The following is a 16455-nucleotide window of genomic DNA, read 5'->3' on the forward strand; positions in this document are numbered from 1 at the left end:
GGAGTCCGCAACGGGTCCGATGGATGTGGCGACGCGCTCGGCGAACTCGCCGAGCGCGTCGGCGGCCAGCAACCGGCGATGCGGATCTTGCCCCAGGTGTCGATGGGCGGTTCAGGTCGGGCCATCGGGTCAGCGCTCCGGAGCGGCACTGGCGCCGTCTTCGCCACCCTGCGCGAGGCGGTCACCGTGCGGGAGTTCCGGGAGATGGTGTCGCGGTTGCCGCGCGACGACGACGGTGCTGTCGGCCCCGTCCCGCCGGCACCCTTCACGCGCTGAACCCACGGCGCAGAGTGTGGTCCGCGGCGAGCGACCCGATGCCTCTGGTCGGGAAATTCCTCTACGCAATGAATGTGCGACCGCAAAAACAGCCCCTGGTGATCGTTCTAGGCGAAAATCCGCCGCTGCGCCAGGGGGATGATCGGACGATTTCCGTCATCCCTCGTCTGATCACCCGCTAGCCCTTCGGGTTGACTCTAGTCAATGATCTTCCGCGCCAGGCATTGAGTCCTATGCTCGTTCCATTGTGAAGTCCTGGGGGGGAAATCATGATCAAAGTAGCCGACCTCGGCGTGTCCGTCTCGTGTGGAGCGATGTGCGCGTCCTGAGATGGGAAATTCGACGCTGATCTATCGCTTCGGCGATGCCACTACCGCCCGGCCCAACCATCCCGCCGTGCTCGGTGACACCGGCCCGCTCGACTACGCCCGCCTGGCCGGCCTGGCCGGCGGCCACGCCGAGCTGCTGGCCGGGGCCGGCGTCCAACCCGGCGACCGGGTCGGACTGTTGACCACACACGGCGCCGGCACCATCGCCGCGATGCTGGGCACCCTCGCCGCAGGAGCCGCCTACGTGCCGCTCGACCCGGGCTTCCCGGAGCAGCGACTGCGCCAGCTCGTCGACGGCGCCGACGTCACCGTGCTGCTCAGCGGGGGCGAGCACACCGAGCTGGCCCGCCGGCTCGCCACCGACCGGCCCGGCACGCGGGTCGTCCCCGCCGTCGACGTGCGGCCGGCGCCGCTGCGGCCGGTGCCGGTGGACCCGGACGCCCTCGCGTACGTGCTGTTCACCTCCGGCTCCACCGGCCGGCCCAAGGCGGTCGGGCAGACCCACCGCAACCTGCTGCACGTGGTGGACAACCAGATCGCCACCCTCGACCTGCGTCCGGACGACCGGCTCAGCCTGCTCGCCTCGTTCAGCTTCGACGCGGCCATCCCCGACCTCTACCCGGCGTTGCTCACCGGCGCCGCCGTCGTCCCGGTCGACCTGCGCCGCCACGGGCTGGCGTACGCCGTCGAGCAACTGGCCCGGCACGGCGTCACCGTCTACCACTCCACCCCGACGGTCTTCCGGTACCTGCTGGACACTCCCGGCGTCGACCGGCTCGACCGGGTCCGGGTGGTGCTGCTCGGTGGCGAACAGGCCAGCTACGCCGACGCCACCCGCGCCCAGGGTCACTTCGCCCCGGGTTGCGTGCTCGTCAACGGCTACGGTGCCACCGAGATGACCTTCGCGGCCCGGTCCGCGTTGCCGCTGGCCGACGTCGACCGTACGGCCACCGGGCCGCTGCCGATCGGCACCGCCCTGCCCGGGTACGCGCTGCGGCTGACACCGGACGGCGAGATCGTGGTGCGCGGCCGGCACCTCGCCCCCGGTTACCTCGACCAGGTCAGCGACCGGTTCGGGCTGGACCCCGACGGGGTGCCGGCGTACCGCACCGGCGATCTCGGTGAGCTGCTGCCCACCGGCGAGCTGCGCTGCCTCGGCCGCCTCGACCGGCAGGTCAAGGTGCGCGGGTTCCGGGTCGAGCTGACCGAGATCGAGTCGGTGCTCGCCGCCGAGCCGAGCGTCGCCGAGGTGCGTGCCATCGCCCGCGACGGCGAGCTGCTGGCGTACGTCCGGTCGACCGGGACACCGGTGGACCCGGCCGCGCTGCGGGCCGCCCTGGCCCGGCAACTACCCGAGTACGCATTGCCCCGCGCCGTCGTGCCGGTCGCCGAGTTTCCGCTGACCGTCAGCGGAAAGATCGACGAACGGGCGCTGCCGGCGCCGGCCCGGGCCGTGCTGGCCGAGGATCGACCGGCCAACCCGACCGAGCGGATCGTGCACGACATCTGGTGCACCGTGCTCGGCCGGGACGCCGTCGGCCGCACCGACAGCTTCTTCGACGTCGGCGGGCAGTCCCTGCTGCTCGGCCAGGTGCAGCAGCGGCTGACCGAACGGTTCGGGGTCCGGCTGCCGCTGCTGCGGCTCTTCGACCATCCGACGGTCGCCGCCCAGGCTCGACTGGTCGACCCGCCGCCGTCCACCGACCTGCCGGCCCCGCCCGTCGCGACCGCCTCGGCGTCCACCGCGTCGCCGTCCACCGGCGGTGCGTACTCCTCATCGGTCGGCGTCCGCGAGCACACCGGCGAGGAGATCGCCGTGGTCGGTCTCGCCGGCCGGTTCCCGGGAGCGGCGGACGTGGCCACCTTCTGGTGGAACCTGTGCGCCGGCGTCGACGCCATCCACGACCACAGCGACGAGGAGTTGGCGGCGCTGGGCGTCGGCCCCGGGCTGCGCGCCGACCCCCGGCACGTGAAGGCCACCGGGCGGCTCGACGGCATCGCCGACTTCGACGCGGAGTTCTTCTCCTTCGGCGACCAGGAGGCCGCCCGTACCGACCCGCAGCACCGGCTGTTCCTGGAGACCGCGTGGGAGGCGCTGGAGGACGCCGGCCACGACCCGACCCGGTTCCCCGGCCTCGTCGGCGTGTACGGCGCCACCTCCGTCAACCGTTACTTCCTCTTTCACCTGATGGACAACCCGGCCGTGATCGGTGACGTCGATCCGGACGACTGGGAGTCCCGCCTGATCGGCCGGCAGCTCACCGACCACCTGCCCGGTCAGGTGGCGTACCGGCTGGGGTTGACCGGGCCGGCGGTGGCCGTGCAGAGCGCCTGCTCCAGCTCGCTGGTCGCGGTCTGCCTGGCCGCGCAGAGCCTGGCCGACTACCAGTGCGACATCGCGCTGGCCGGTGGCGTGAGCATCACCTGGCCCCGGCACCGGCACACCCCCGGTGGCCTGGCCTCACCGGACGGTCGCTGCCGGGCCTTCGACGAGGCCGCCCAGGGCGCCGGCTTCGGCTCCGGCGTCGGGGTGGTGGCGCTACGTCGGCTCGCCGACGCGCAGGCCGACGGGGACCGCGTCCTCGCGATCCTGCCCGGCTGGTCGGTCACCAACGACGGTGCCGACCGGGCCGGCTACGCCGTCCCCGGGCCGGCCGGGCAGGCCGCCGCGGTGGCCGGCGCGCTCGCCGCGGCCGAGGTCGCCCCGGGCGAGGTCCGCTTCATCGAGGCACACGGCAGCGGTACGCCACTCGGGGACGCCATCGAGGTGGCCGCGCTGCACGAGGTGTACGAGGGCGCCGCCCCCGCCGAGACCTGCGCGCTCGGCTCGGTGAAGACCACCATCGGTCACCTCGACGCCGCGGCCGGCATCGCCGGGCTGATCAAGGCGGTGCTGGCCGTACAGCACGGGGTCATCCCGCCGAACCTGCACTTCACCCGTCCGCACCCGGAGATCGATCTGGCCGCCGGTCCGTTCTACGTACCGACGAAGGCGCGGGACTGGCCCGACGTGCCGCGCCGGGTGGCCGGGGTCAGCTCGTTCGGGCTGGGCGGCACCAACGCGCACGTCGTGGTGGAGCAACCACCCGCGGTCGAGCCGGTCGACACCGGGTCGGCCGGCGCGCACCTGCTGCCGGTGTCGGCGCGTACCCCCGCGGCTCTGCGGGCGGCCCTGACCCGGCTGCGGCGGCACCTGGCGGGCACCGCGCCCACGCTCGCCGAGGTCGCCGCGACGCTGGCGCTGGGCCGACGGGAGTTCGGCTGCCGGGCCGCGGTGGTCGCCACCACCCCGACCGACGCGGTCGCCGCGCTCGACGCGTTACTGGCCACGGACACCCGAGTGGTCGGTCCGGCCGGCCCGCTGCGCGACCTGGCCGCCGGTTGGGTGACCGGCCGGTCCCTGGACTGGACGGCCCTGCACCCGGCCGACGGCGTCCGACGAACCTCGCTGCCCACCTACCCCTTTCAGCGGCAGCGGTACTGGATCGAACCTCCTCAGAAAGGTGTTCGGTGAACTGGTTCCCGTCCGCCGGCAGCCGCGATCCGGCACCGGTGCAATTGTTCTGCCTGCCCTATGCCGGCGCCGGAGCCGGCGCGTTCCGCACCTTCTCGGGCCGATTCGGTCCGGACGTCGAGGTGCTGCCGGTGCAGCTCCCCGGCCGGGAAAACCGGATCAGCGAGGACCCCCGGTTCCGGGTGGTCGACGTGGCGAGCGCCATCGCCGGGCGGGCCACCGGGCCCTACGCCATCTACGGCCACTCGATGGGCGGCCGGCTCGGCTTCGAGGTGGTCCGCGAGCTGCGCCGCGCCGGGCGTCCACTGCCGCTGCGGCTCTACGTCGGCGGCGCCCGCGCCCCGCACGTCACCGCGCCCACCATCTTCGACGGGCTGTCCCAGGTGGACGACGACGAGCTGCTGCGCCGGCTGCGGACCGGCGGCGGCCTGCCCGCCGGTGTGCTGGAGCACCCCGAGCTGGTCGACCTGCTGCTGCCGCTGCTGCGCGCCGACTTCGAGCGGGTGGACAGCTACCGGTACCGGCCCGAGGAGCCGCTGCCGGTGCCGATCATCGCGTTCGCTGGCCGGCGCGACCTGGCGGTGACCCGGGAGCAGAGCGCGGCCTGGCGGGAGCACACCGCCGCCGGCTTCACCCTGCACGAGCTGGACGGCGGGCACTTCTTCCTGCACGACGCGTTGCCCGAGCTGGCCGACGCGATCCGCGCCGACCTGACCGCGGCGCTCACCACCGAACCGCCGACCGCCACGCTGAGGGCGGCCGCCGCCGCGCACCGGGTCCCGCTGGGCGACACCGGCTGGTCGGTGTGGCGCGACGCCATCCTGCGCAGCACCGGCTTTCCGGCCGACGGGCTGACCCTGCTGTCCGCGCCGCACGCCGCCGCGGCGGCCGACGAGCTGCTGACCACCGGCACCGGCGCCGACGTCTTCGACAAGGAGTTCGCCGAGGCGCTGTCCACCGCCACCCGGCGGATCACCGAGCTGGCCGCCGACCCGCTGCTCCGCGAGGCGGTCACCTGGCAGAACCGGGGGATGCTGCCCACCCTGGACGGGCTGGTCCGTGGTGGCCCCGACGCTGCCCGCAACACCCGTAGGCGCGAGCGCGAACGGGCCGTCCTCAGATACTGGCAGCGCTACTGCGGCAAGAACGAGACCGTCGGCTTCTTCGGCCCGAGCTGCTGGGTCACCCTCGACCCGGAGCTGCCGGTCGCCGCCGAGGTCCGGCCGGGCGCGGCGCTGACCCGTGACCGCTGGGTGTGGTTCGAGTCCTGGGCGCTGACCGTGTACGCGCAGCGGATCGCCGAGGACCTGGCCGTCCGCCGCTGGTGGGCACCCCAGCTCGCCCCGCACCTGAGCCTCGCCGGCCGGGAGGTGCGCCGGCCGGGTCGACCCCCGGTGCCCCTGTCGCCGGTCGAGGCGGCACTGCTCGGTGCCGCCGACGGCCACCGCCCCGCCCACGAGCTGGTCACCGACCCGGCCGTCGGTCTGCGTCGGCCGGAGGACGGGTACGCGCTGCTCGACCGGCTGGTGCAGCGGGACCTGGCCACCTGGGACGCCGCGCTGCCGGTGAGCCCGGCCGCCGAGGACGTGCTGCGGCAGCGGATCACGCAGGTCGGCGACGCCCCCGCGCGGGCCGCCGCCCAGGCCGGCTTCGATCGGCTGTGCGCCGCCCGGGACGCGGTCGCCGCCGCGGCCGGTGATCCGGGCCGGCTGCACGCCGCGCTGAACGCGCTCGACGAGACGTTCACCGACCTGACCGGGCAGCCGGCGCAGCGCCGGGCCGGGCAGATGTACGCCGGTCGGACGCTCTGCTATGAGGACACCAGCCGTGACCTGGACGTGGTCTTCGGCGCACCGCTGCTGGACGGGATCGCCGCCCCGCTCGCCGTGCTGCTGCGGGCCGCCCGCTGGCTGGCCGGCGCCTTGGAGGAGGCGTACGCGGTGGTGTTCCGGGAGCTGTACGACGAGCTGCGCGCCGAGGCCGGCGACGCCCCGGTGGCCCTGTCCGACCTGTGGTTCCTGGTCCAGGGCATGTTCTGGGGCAGCGGGCCGCGCCCGGTCGACGCGGTGGCGGGCGACTTCGCGGCCCGCTGGGCGGGGCTGTTCGGGCTGGCCGACCTGCCGCCGGGCAGCACCGACGTGCGGCTGGACGTGGCGGACCTGGCCGCCCGGGTCGACGAGGTCTTCCCCGTTCTCCGGCCAAGCTGGTCGAACTCCCGGCTGCACAGCCCCGACCTGCAGATCTGCGCGGCCGACGCCGACGCGCTGGCCCGCGGCGACTACACCGTGGTGCTCGGCGAGCTGCACGCCGCCTGGCCGTCGTTCGACTGTGCGGTGTTCACGGCCGCACATCCGGACGTGCAGCGGCTGCGCGACGCGCTGGCGGCCGACCTCGGCCCGAACCGGATCCGGCTGCTCTATCCCACCGACTGGCCGCGCCGCACCAGCCGGGTCGCCGAGGCGCTGATCGGCCCCACCGACCGGCAGGTGGCCTTCGCGTCCGCGCCCAACGCCGACCCGGACCGGGTGCTGCCCACGGTGGCGCTGACCGTTCGGGACGAGGACGGCCGACTGACGGTCGTGGCCCCCGACGGGCAGCGCTGGCTCCTGACCGAGGTCTGCGCCGGGCTGCTCAGCCTGCATGCCGTGGACGGATTCAAGCTGGTCGCGGCTGCCCCGTACACCCCGAGGATCACGCTGGACCGGCTCGTGGTGGCCCGGCAGACCTGGCGGACCACCGTCGGCGCGTGCGACTTCGGCGCGGCGAAGGGTGAGCGGGCCCGCTTCCTGGCGGTACGGGACTGGCGACGCCGGTTGGGCCTGCCCGAGCAGGTGTACGTCAAGCTCGGCACCGAGACCAAGCCCTGCTTCGTCGACCTGAGCAGCCCCGTCTTCGCTGACATGTTCTGTGTGCTGGTCCGGGCGGCCCGGCGTGACGGCGGCGACGACACGACGGTGGTGGTCAGCGAGATGCTGCCCACCGAACAGGACGCCTGGGTGCCCGACGGGGCCGGTCGGCGCTACTTCAGTGAACTGCGACTGCACATCGTGGACGCCGACGAGCCGGAACCCGTCCGATGAGTCACGTGCTGCCACTGGGCGGGACGGGCTGGTCGGTGTGGCGGGACGTGGTGCTGCGTACCGCCGACTCCTCCGCGACCGCCGGCCGGATCGCCGCCGACCCGCTGCTGCGCGAGGCGGTCACCTGTTACCGGCACCGGGCGACAGCTGGATGACCGACGCGCAGGGCCGCGGCTACGTCAGTGAGCTGCGCCTGCAGATGACCGATCCGAACAGCTATCCCGGGGGGAAACGGGTGACCGACCTATTGTCCAGCAACGCCGTACGGGGCGAGGCCCTGCCCTGGCCGGACGCGACGATCGCCGAGCTGGTGGTCGCGCAGGCCGCCCGTACGCCGGACGCGACGGCGGTGCGCCAGTGGGACGTCCGGCTCAGCTATGCCGAGCTGCTGTCCCAGGCCGCCGGGGTGGCTGCCGCGCTGCGCGCCCGCGGCGTCGGCCGGCAGAGTCGGGTGGGAGTGTGCGGCAGCCGCCGGCCGGAGCTGGTGGCGACCGTGCTGGGGGTGTTGCTGGCCGGCGGTTGCTACGTGCCGCTGGAGCCGGGCGGCCCGCGTCGGCGGCTTCGCGGGATCGCCGCCGACGCGGGCATTTCCCTGGTGGTCGGCGACGCCGCCGAGACCGAGTTCGCTGACGCCCCCGGCGTCGAGGCGGTCGGGTTGCCCGGCCCGGCCCCCCTCGCGCCCTGCCCGGCCCGGCCCGGCGACCCGGCGTACGTGCTGTTCACCTCGGGCTCCACGGGTCGGCCCAAGGGTGTGCTCACCAGCCACCGCAACGTGGTGGAGTTCGTGACGGGCGTGGCCGCGCTCAGCGGCGCCGACGCCGGCGTACGCAGCCTCGGCCTGGCGTCGCTCGGGTTCGACGCGGCCACCATCGACCTGTTCGTGCCGCTGCTGCTCGGCGGGACGGTGCAGCTCCTCGGCACGGCGGATCGCGCCGACCCGGTCCGGCTGACCCGGTTCATCGTCGAGCACGAGGTCAACTGGGGTTTCATCACGCCCACCGTGCTGGCCATGTTGGACCCGGCCGAGCTGACCGGCTGGCGTACGATGCTCTGCGGCGCCGAGGCGGTACCGGCCGCGCTGGCCGCCCGCTGGGCACCCGGCCGCCGCCTTCTCAACGCGTACGGCCCCACCGAGACGACGGTGATGGCGGCCAGCGGCCCGTTGAGCGCCACCGAGGTCGACCCGGTACCGATCGGCCGGCCGATGCCCAACCACCGGGCGTACGTGGTGGACGCGGCGCTGGACCCGGTGCCTGCGGGCGAGACCGGTGAGCTGCTGATCGGCGGGCCCGGGCTGGCCGACGGCTACCTGGGCCGGCCGGCGCTGACCGCCGAGCGGTTCGTTCCGGATCCGTTCTCCGGGCTGCCCGGCGAGCGGTTGTACCGCACCGGCGACCTGGTGCGGCAGGACCCGGACGGGCGGATCGTCTTCCTGGGCCGGGCCGACCGGCAGGTGAAGATCCGTGGGCAGCGCATCGAGCTGGGCGAGGTCGAGGCGGTGCTCGCCGACCTGCCCGGGGTGACCGGGGTGGCCGTCGAGGCGGTGCCCGGTCCGGCCGGCACCGAGCTGGTCGCGTTCCTCACTCCGGCGGATGCCCCCGACGACGCGCGGCTGCGCGCGTACGCCGGCAGTCGGTTGACCACGGCGATGCTGCCGGCCCGGGTGCTGCGCAGCGCGGCCCTGCCGATCAGCCCGATCAGCGGCAAGCTGGACCGCCTCGCGCTGCGCGCGCTGGCCGCGGCCCGCACCGCCTCCTCCGCCGACGCCGTCGCTCCGGAGGTGCCCGGTGGTCCCCTCGCGGCGGCCGTGGCCGGCATCTGGACCCGGCTGCTCGGCGCGGCACCCGGGCCGGCGACCGACTTCCTCGCCGCCGGTGGCAACTCCATCGCGGCGATGCGCCTGGTCGCCGCGCTGCGCGCCGAGCTGGGCCGGCAGCTCGACGCCCGTGAGGTGTTCACCGAGCGCACCTTCGGCCGGCTCGCCGAGCGGGTGGCCGCCGCACCCGTCGGCGACGACCGGCTGAGCACCGGCAACCCGCCCACCCTCTCCCCACCGCAACGCCGGCTCTGGTTCGTCGACCAGCTCGCGCCGTCCAGCGCGCCGTACAACATCGCGGTGGCGCACCGGCTGCTCGGCCCGCTGGACATCGCGGCCCTCGGCGCGGCACTGCGGACCGTCGCCGAGCGGCACGACGTGCTGCGCTGGCGCATCCCGCAGACCGCCGGGGTGCCCTACGCGGTCTGCGCCGAACCGACCGACGTGGCGGTGCCGGTGGTCGACCTGACCGGCAGCGCCGAGCCGAAGGCGGAGCTGGCCCAGATGCTCGCGGCCGGTGCCGCGCACCCGTTCGACCTGGCCACCGGGCCACCCTGGCAGGTGACCGTCTACCGGCTCGGCCCGGCCGAGCACGTGCTGGCGGTCACCTGGCACCACGCCGTCTTCGACGGCTGGTCGGAGCGGATCTGCTACGACGACCTCGCCGCCGGGTACGCCCAGGCGGTGGCCGGTACGGCGCCCACACTGCCGGCGCTGCCGGCCCGGTACGCCGACTACGCGGTGTGGCGGGCCGAGCGCGACCGGCTGCGGGGCGGGCCCGACCTGGCCTGGTGGACGGGGCACCTGGACGGCGTGCCGACCGTGCTGGACCTGCCCCGGGACCGGCCGCGGCCGGCGGTGCAGACGTACGCCGGGGCGGAGGCGGCGGTCCGGCTGCCCGCCGACACCGACCGCGCGGTCCGCGAGCTGGCCGAGCGTCGCGGCACCACGGTCGCCGCGGTGCTGCTGGCCGCCTTCGGTGAGCTGATCGCGCGGCTCACCGGGGGCGACGACCACGTGCTCGGGGCGATCGTCGCCGACCGGCGGTTGGCCGCCTTCGACGACGTCATCGGCTTCTTCATCGACACGGTGCCGGTGCGGGTCCGCACCGGCGGGGTGAGCTTCGCCGAGCTGGTCGACCGCTGTGCCGGGGAGTTGCACGAGGTCACCGCCCACCCGGGGGCCCCACTGGAACGCATCGTCGAGGCGCTCGGCGTCGGCCGGGACACCGCCCGCGCACCGCTGGTGCAGGTGCTGTTCAACGTGCTCAACTTCGCGCCGCCCGCGCTGACGTTGACCGGGTTGGCCGCCGAGCCGGTGTCGGTGCCCAAACCGGGCTCGCCGTTCGACATCACCGTCTACGTGGTGCAGCACGGCGGTCGTACGGGCGTCGAGGTGGTCTACAACCCGGACCTGTTCGACGCCGGACGCGTCGACGACCTGCTCGCCGACCTGGCCGAGCTGGTGGGCGCGCTGGCCGTGGCGTCGGACACGCCGGCCCGCGAGGTCGCCACCGCGCTGCCCCGACCCACCGTGCGGGTGCCGCAGCTCGGCGCGATGACGGTCGCCGGCGGTGACCCGGTCGGCCCCCCACCCGCGCTGATGCCTGTCGGCCCGGACGGGCTCACCGAGACCGAGGAGCTGATCGCCCGGATCTGGCGGGAGGTGCTGGAGCACGACCGGGTCGGGGTGACCGACAACTTCTTCGACATCGGCGGGCACTCGCTGGCGCTCGCCGCCGTGCACGCCCGGCTGACCGCCGCGACCGGCCGGTCCATCCGCATGCTCGACCTGTTCCGCCACCCCACCGTCCGAGCGCTCGCCGCCAGCCTCGACGGTGCCGCCGACCGGCCGGAGCTGGCCCGGGCCGCCCTGCGGGCCGCCGCACGCCGCGGCCGTACCCGTCGTACCCCACCTCGCCGCCCCGGCGGCTCCGCGTGACGAAGGACAGCCTGATGAGCAACCCGACCGCAGCCGACCAGTCCGACGACGTCACCGAGTCACCCGACCACGGCATCGAACCGATCGCGATCGTCGGCCTGGCCGCGCGCCTGCCCGGCGCCGCCGACGTCCACGAGTTCTGGCGCAACCTGGTCGACGGCGTGGAGTCCACCACCGAGCTGACCCGGGAGGAGCAGCTCGCCCGGGGCGCGACACCCACTGAGGTCGACGACCCGGGCTGGGTCAACCGCGCCCCGCTTGTCGACGGCTACGACGAGTTCGACGCCACACTGTTCGGGATGACCGCCCGGGAGGCGGAGCTGACCGACCCGCAGCACCGCCTGTTCCTGGAGTCCTGCCACACCGCGCTGGAGGACGCCGGCTACGACCCGGCCCGCTACGACGGCGCGATCGGCGTGTACGCGGGCACCGGCGGCAACACCTACCTGCACCGCTACGTGCTGCGTAACCAGCGGGTCGGCGGCAACCCACACGGCGCGGTCTCCATCGCCACCGGCAACTCGCCGAACTACGTGGCCACAAACGTGTCGTACCGGCTGGACCTGCGCGGGCCGAGCCTGACCGTGCACACCGCCTGCTCCACCTCGCTTGTCGCGTTCCACCTGGCCTGCGAGTCACTGCGCAACGGTGAGTGCGACATGGCGCTGGCCGGCGGTGTCAACATCGAGCTGCCGCACGTCGGCTACCTCGGCATGGAGGGCTTCACCTCGCCCGATGGCCGGTGCCGCCCGTTCGACGCCGCCGCCAACGGCACCGTGTGGGGCAGTGGCGTCGGGGTGACGCTGCTCAAGCGGCTCTCCGACGCGATCGCCGACGGGGACCACATCCGTGCCGTGGTTCGGGGCAACGCCATCAACAACGACGGCGCCGGCAAGGTGGGCTTCACGGCGCCCAGCGTCGACGGGCAGGTGGCCGCGATCGCCCAGGCCGTCGACATGGCCGACATCGACCCGCGCACCATCAGCTACGTCGAGGCGCACGGCACCGGCACCGCGATGGGCGACCCGATCGAGGTCGCCGCGCTCTCCGCCGTCTACAGCCGGGACACCGACGAGCGGGGCTGGTGCGGCATCGGGTCGGTGAAGTCCAACATCGGCCACCTCAGCCAACCCTCGGGCATCGTCAGCGTGATCAAGACGGTGCTCGCCATGGAGCACGGGCTGATCCCACCGACGATCAACTACGAGACGCCGAACCCGGCGGTCGAGTTCGCCGACACCCCGTTCTACGTGGCGAACACCCTCACCAAGTGGGACACCGACGGCGGGCCGCGCCGGGCCGGGGTCAGCTCGTTCGGCATCGGCGGCACCAACGCGCACGTCGTGCTCGAGGAGGCGCCGGCGGCGTACCGCACCGACCGCCGGGTGCGCTCGGCGCATCTGCTCCAGGTCAGCGCTGCCACCCCGGGCGCCCTGGACGCCGCGGTGCAGCGCCTCGCCGCCCACCTGGACGGTGCCGCGGACGCCGGGCCCGCGTACCTCGCCGACGTCGCGCACACCCTGCGTGCCGGCCGCCGCCCGCACCCGCACCGCCGCGCGGTGGTCGCGTCGGATCTCCCCAGCGCCGTCACGGCCCTGCGCGCCCCGAAACGCGGAGCGCAACCATCGACCGGGCGTCCAGCCCCGAAAGTCGCTCTCCTGTTCTCCGGTCAGGGTTCCCAGTACGCCGGGATGGGCGCGCAGCTCCACGCCGAGCAGCCCCGCTTCGCTGCCGTCGTCGACGAGTGCGCCGAACTGCTCCTTCCCGACCTGGGCATCGACCTGCGTGACCTGATCCTCGGTCGGGATCCGATGGCGGGGGAGAAGCTCACCGAGACCCGCTACACCCAGCCGGCGCTGTTCACCGTCGAGTACGCCCTGGCCGCGCTCTGGCAGGCCACCGGCGTACGCCCGGCCGCGATGATCGGCCACTCGATCGGTGAGTACGTCGCGGCCACCGTTGCCGGGGTGCTGAGCCTGCCGGACGCGCTGCGGGTGGTCGCCGCCCGGGGCCGGCTGATGCAGACGCTGCCCACCGGGTCGATGCTCGCCGTCTCACTGGACGAGTCGGCGGTCGCCGACGTGCTGCCCGAGGGGCTCTCGGTGGCCACGGTCAACGGGCCGGGGACCTGCGTGGTGGCCGGCGAGACCGCCGCCGTCGAGGCGTTCGCGGCGACGCTGACGGCAAAGTCCAAGATGCTGCGCACCTCGCACGCGTTCCACTCGCCGATGATGGAGCCGATCCTCGCCGAGTTCACCGCGCTGATGGGCACGGTGTCGCTGCGCCCGCCGACCGCGCCGTTCCTCTCCAACGTGACCGGCACCTGGATCACCGCCGAGCAGGCCACCGACCCGGCGTACTGGGCGGCGCACCTGCGCCAGCCGGTCCGCTTCGGCGACTGTGTGGCCACCCTGCTGACGGCGGGCACCTGGCAGTTGGTCGAGTGCGGTCCCGGCCGGCAACTGGCCAGCCTGGCCCGGATGCAGGTCGCCAGGGCAGCGCCGGAGCAGCGACCGCTCATCCCGCTGGGCAGCCTGCCCGCCGCCGGGGAGACCACCGGCGACCTGGCCGCTCTGCTCGGCACCGCCGGCGCGCTCTGGTGCGCCGGGCTGCCCGTACGCTTCGACGTGGACCCGGCGGCGCGGCGGGTGCCGCTGCCCAGCTACCCGTTCGAGCGCCGCCGCTACTGGATCGACCCGGACCCGGAGCAGCAGGTCGCCGCCGCTGCGGTGGAGACCGGGCCGCGACCGCTGCCCGAGTGGTTCGCGGTGCCGGTCTGGCGGCAGGCCGCGCCGATGTCGCCGACCGGGTCGCTGGGCCGCTGCCTGGTGCTGACCGCGGGCGCGCGCGGCGACGCCCTGGTCGCCGGCCTGCGGGCCGCCGGCGCCGACCCGGTCCCGGTACGCCCCGGCGACGCCTTCACCGCCGACGGCGGCTACCGGCTGCGCCCCGGGGTGCGCTCGGATCATGAGGCGCTGGTCGCCGCGCTCACCGCCGACGGTGGACTGCCGACCCGGCTGGTGCACGCCTTCACGCTGGACGGTGCGCCGACCGGCACCGACATCGCGGCCACCTGGGCGGCCCAGGAGCTGGGCTTCTTCAGCGCCCTGCACCTGGTGCAGGCGCTGGCCGGCGCCGGCCTGACCGGCGAGGACGGCGACGTCGTCCTGGATCTGGTCACCGCCGGCACCGGCGATGTGCGCGGCGACGACCTGCGCCGCCCGGAGCACGCCACCCTCGCCGGGCTGGCCCGGGTGCTCCCGGCCGAACTACCCGGGTTGGCCGTCCGGCTGGTCGACGCGGACCCGGCCGACGACGACGTCACCGCGCTGGTCGCCGAGCTGCGCCGTCCTCGGGAGCCGGAGGTCGCCCTCCGTGGGGGCCGGCGTTGGGTGGCCGACGTCGAGCAGGTGACGCTCGACGCCGAGGGGGAGCCGGGCGCGCTGCGCGACGGCGGCCGGTACCTGATCACCGGTGGGCTCGGCGGCATCGGTATCACCCTGGCCGAGGACTTCGCCACCCGCGCCCGCGCCAAGCTGGTGCTGCTGGCCCGCTCCGGGCTTGCGGAGCGTGAGCGGTGGGACGACCACCTCGCCGTGCACGGCGACGACCGGGCCGGTCGGGCCATCGCGGCGATCCGCCGGATGGAGGCCGCCGGCGCCGAGGTGCTGGTGCTCGCCGCCGACGTCACCGACCCCGCCGACCTGCGCCGGGTCCGCGACGCCGCGCAGGCCGCGTACGGCGGCATCGACGGCATCGTGCACGCGGCCGGTCTGCCTGGCGGTGGAATGGCCGAGGTCAAGGAGCGGGCCGAGGCCGAGCGGGTGCTCGCTCCCAAGCTCGCCGGCACGCTCGCCCTGGCCCAGGTTTTCGGCGACCTGCCGCTGGACTTCGTGGTGCTCTGCTCGTCCATCACCGCGGTGGTCGGCGGCTTCGGGCAGGTCGACTACTGCGCCGCGAACGCGTTCCTGGACGCGCACGCCCGCTCGGGTGCCGGCTGGCGGGCTCCGGTGCTGTCGCAGAACTGGGGCGGCTGGGCCGAGGTGGGCATGGCGGTGGAGACCGCCGCGCCGGCCGGATTCCGGGCTGCCGGCCGCGACACGGTGACCAGCACCGTCGACCACCCGGTGCTCACCACGAAGGTCAGCGGGCCGACGGAGACCGTGCTGCACGGCCTGGTCTCCGCCAGCACCCACTGGCTGCTCGACGAGCACCGGATCGCCGGCGTACCGGTCGTACCGGGCACCGCCCACCTGGAGTCGGTGCGGGCCGCGGTGGCCGCCGCGATGCCCGCGCCCGACGGGGACGCGGCGGTGGAGCTGCGCGACGTGGTCTTCCTGGAGCCGTTCGCGGTGCCCGACGGCACCATCGCCCAGTACCGGGTGGAGCTGACGCCGGCCGACGACGGCGGCACCGACTTCGCCGTCCGGAGCCTGGCCAGCGGTCTCCTGCGCACCCACGTACGGGGTGGAGCCGGCTGGACCGACGAGCCCACCCCGCCGGCCCACCGCGTCGAACCCACCGGTCGGCGGGTGGACGACGACGCGTCCTTCGGCCGGGGCCGCACCAGCATGCTCACCTTCGGGCCGCGCTGGGCCGCCTTGACCGAGCACCATCGGGCCGACGACACCGAGCTGGCGGTGATCGAGGCCCCGGCCGCCGTGCTCGGTGACCTGCCCGCCTGGGGCCTGCACCCCGCGCTGCTGGACGTGGCGACCGCGTTCGGCCGGGGCCAGGGCAGCGGCGCCTACCTGCCGCTGTCCTACGGCCGGATCGTGGTGCGCGGGCCGCTGCCGGCCCGGTTCACCAGCGAGCTGCGACACCGGCCCGGTCACACCGACGAGGTGGTCACCGCCGACCTGTCACTGCGCGACCCGGACGGCCGGGAACTGGTCGCGATCAGCGACTTCGTGCTGCGCCGGGTCGACCAGGGGGCGGTCACCGGTGGCCTGACCGAGACGACCACGGTCGATGCCCCGTCGTTGGCCTCGACCGAGGACATCCGGCCGGTGGACGGTGCGGAGGCGTTCCGCCGCAGCCTCACCGCCGGTCTCGGCGCCCAGGTCGTCATCGCCACCCGGACGGTGGCCGACATCCGGCACCGGGCCGGTCGGGTCACCGCCGACGACCTCGCCGGCGACGACACGGTCACCGGCTCGACCCGGTCCGGCCTCGGGGACGGCGGCGCCGCACCGGGCACCGAGCTGGAAAAGATCATCGCCCGGGTGTGGGAGGACGGGCTCGGGGTGGCCGAGGTCGGCGTCGACGACGACTTCTTCGCCCTGGGCGGCAATTCCCTGGTCGCGGTGCAGCTCATCGCGGCGATGCGCAGGGCGACCGGCGTGCGGCTGCCGATGCGCAGCCTCTTCGAGACCCCCACGGTGGCCGGGCTCGCCGGCCGGATCGAGGAACTGCGTGCCGCCAACACCGACGATCCGGCCGCCCCGGCGCCGACCTCCGCCATCCCGCGACTGCCCCGCGCGTAACGAGAATCAGGAG

The 16455-nt window shown here is 74.7% G+C and carries 6 protein-coding genes; all 6 read left to right on the top strand.

Annotated elements, in window-relative coordinates:
- The first annotated feature begins 78 nt into the window (after positions 1 to 78).
- Positions 79 to 276: a hypothetical protein gene (locus ACLQ29_RS34195; protein WP_425775500.1), complete on the top strand. Its 198-nt coding sequence runs from the start codon at positions 79 to 81 to the stop codon at positions 274 to 276.
- A 330-nt stretch (positions 277 to 606) separates the two neighbouring features.
- Complete coding sequence (locus ACLQ29_RS34200) at positions 607 to 4119, top strand: AMP-binding protein (RefSeq protein ID WP_425775501.1); 3513 nt, start codon at positions 607 to 609, stop codon at positions 4117 to 4119.
- Positions 4116 to 7199 carry a thioesterase domain-containing protein gene (locus ACLQ29_RS34205; protein WP_425775502.1) on the top strand — a complete coding sequence of 1028 codons (3084 nt, stop codon included), beginning with the start codon at positions 4116 to 4118 and terminating at the stop codon, positions 7197 to 7199. Before ACLQ29_RS34200 ends, ACLQ29_RS34205 begins: the two co-directional genes overlap by 4 nt.
- Entirely contained in the window at positions 7196 to 7354 is a 159-nt protein-coding gene (locus ACLQ29_RS34210) for a hypothetical protein (protein WP_425775503.1), read from the top strand. Before ACLQ29_RS34205 ends, ACLQ29_RS34210 begins: the two co-directional genes overlap by 4 nt.
- Positions 7351 to 10956: an amino acid adenylation domain-containing protein gene (locus tag ACLQ29_RS34215; protein ID WP_425775504.1), complete on the top strand. Its 3606-nt coding sequence runs from the start codon at positions 7351 to 7353 to the stop codon at positions 10954 to 10956. The genes ACLQ29_RS34210 and ACLQ29_RS34215 overlap by 4 nt, the downstream gene beginning before the upstream one ends.
- Positions 10957 to 10970: 14 nt before the next feature.
- A complete protein-coding gene (locus ACLQ29_RS34220; RefSeq protein ID WP_425775505.1) occupies positions 10971 to 16442 on the top strand; it encodes an SDR family NAD(P)-dependent oxidoreductase in 5472 nt (1823 codons plus the stop codon).
- Positions 16443 to 16455: the final 13 nt, after the last annotated feature.

The sequence above is a fragment of the Micromonospora sp. DT228 genome, from assembly GCF_049841595.1.
GTDB lineage: Bacteria > Actinomycetota > Actinomycetes > Mycobacteriales > Micromonosporaceae > Micromonospora.

Bases quoted from the DNA above. Each gene is read 5' to 3' on its own strand.
- ACLQ29_RS34195 (WP_425775500.1), top strand. From the start codon at position 79: ATGCGGATCTTGCCCCAGGTGTCGATGGGCGGTTCAGGTCGGGCCATC.
- ACLQ29_RS34200 (WP_425775501.1), top strand. From the start codon at position 607: ATGGGAAATTCGACGCTGATCTATCGCTTCGGCGATGCCACTACCGCC.
- ACLQ29_RS34210 (WP_425775503.1), top strand. From the start codon at position 7,196: ATGAGTCACGTGCTGCCACTGGGCGGGACGGGCTGGTCGGTGTGGCGG.
- ACLQ29_RS34215 (WP_425775504.1), top strand. From the start codon at position 7,351: ATGACCGACGCGCAGGGCCGCGGCTACGTCAGTGAGCTGCGCCTGCAG.
- ACLQ29_RS34220 (WP_425775505.1), top strand. From the start codon at position 10,971: ATGAGCAACCCGACCGCAGCCGACCAGTCCGACGACGTCACCGAGTCA.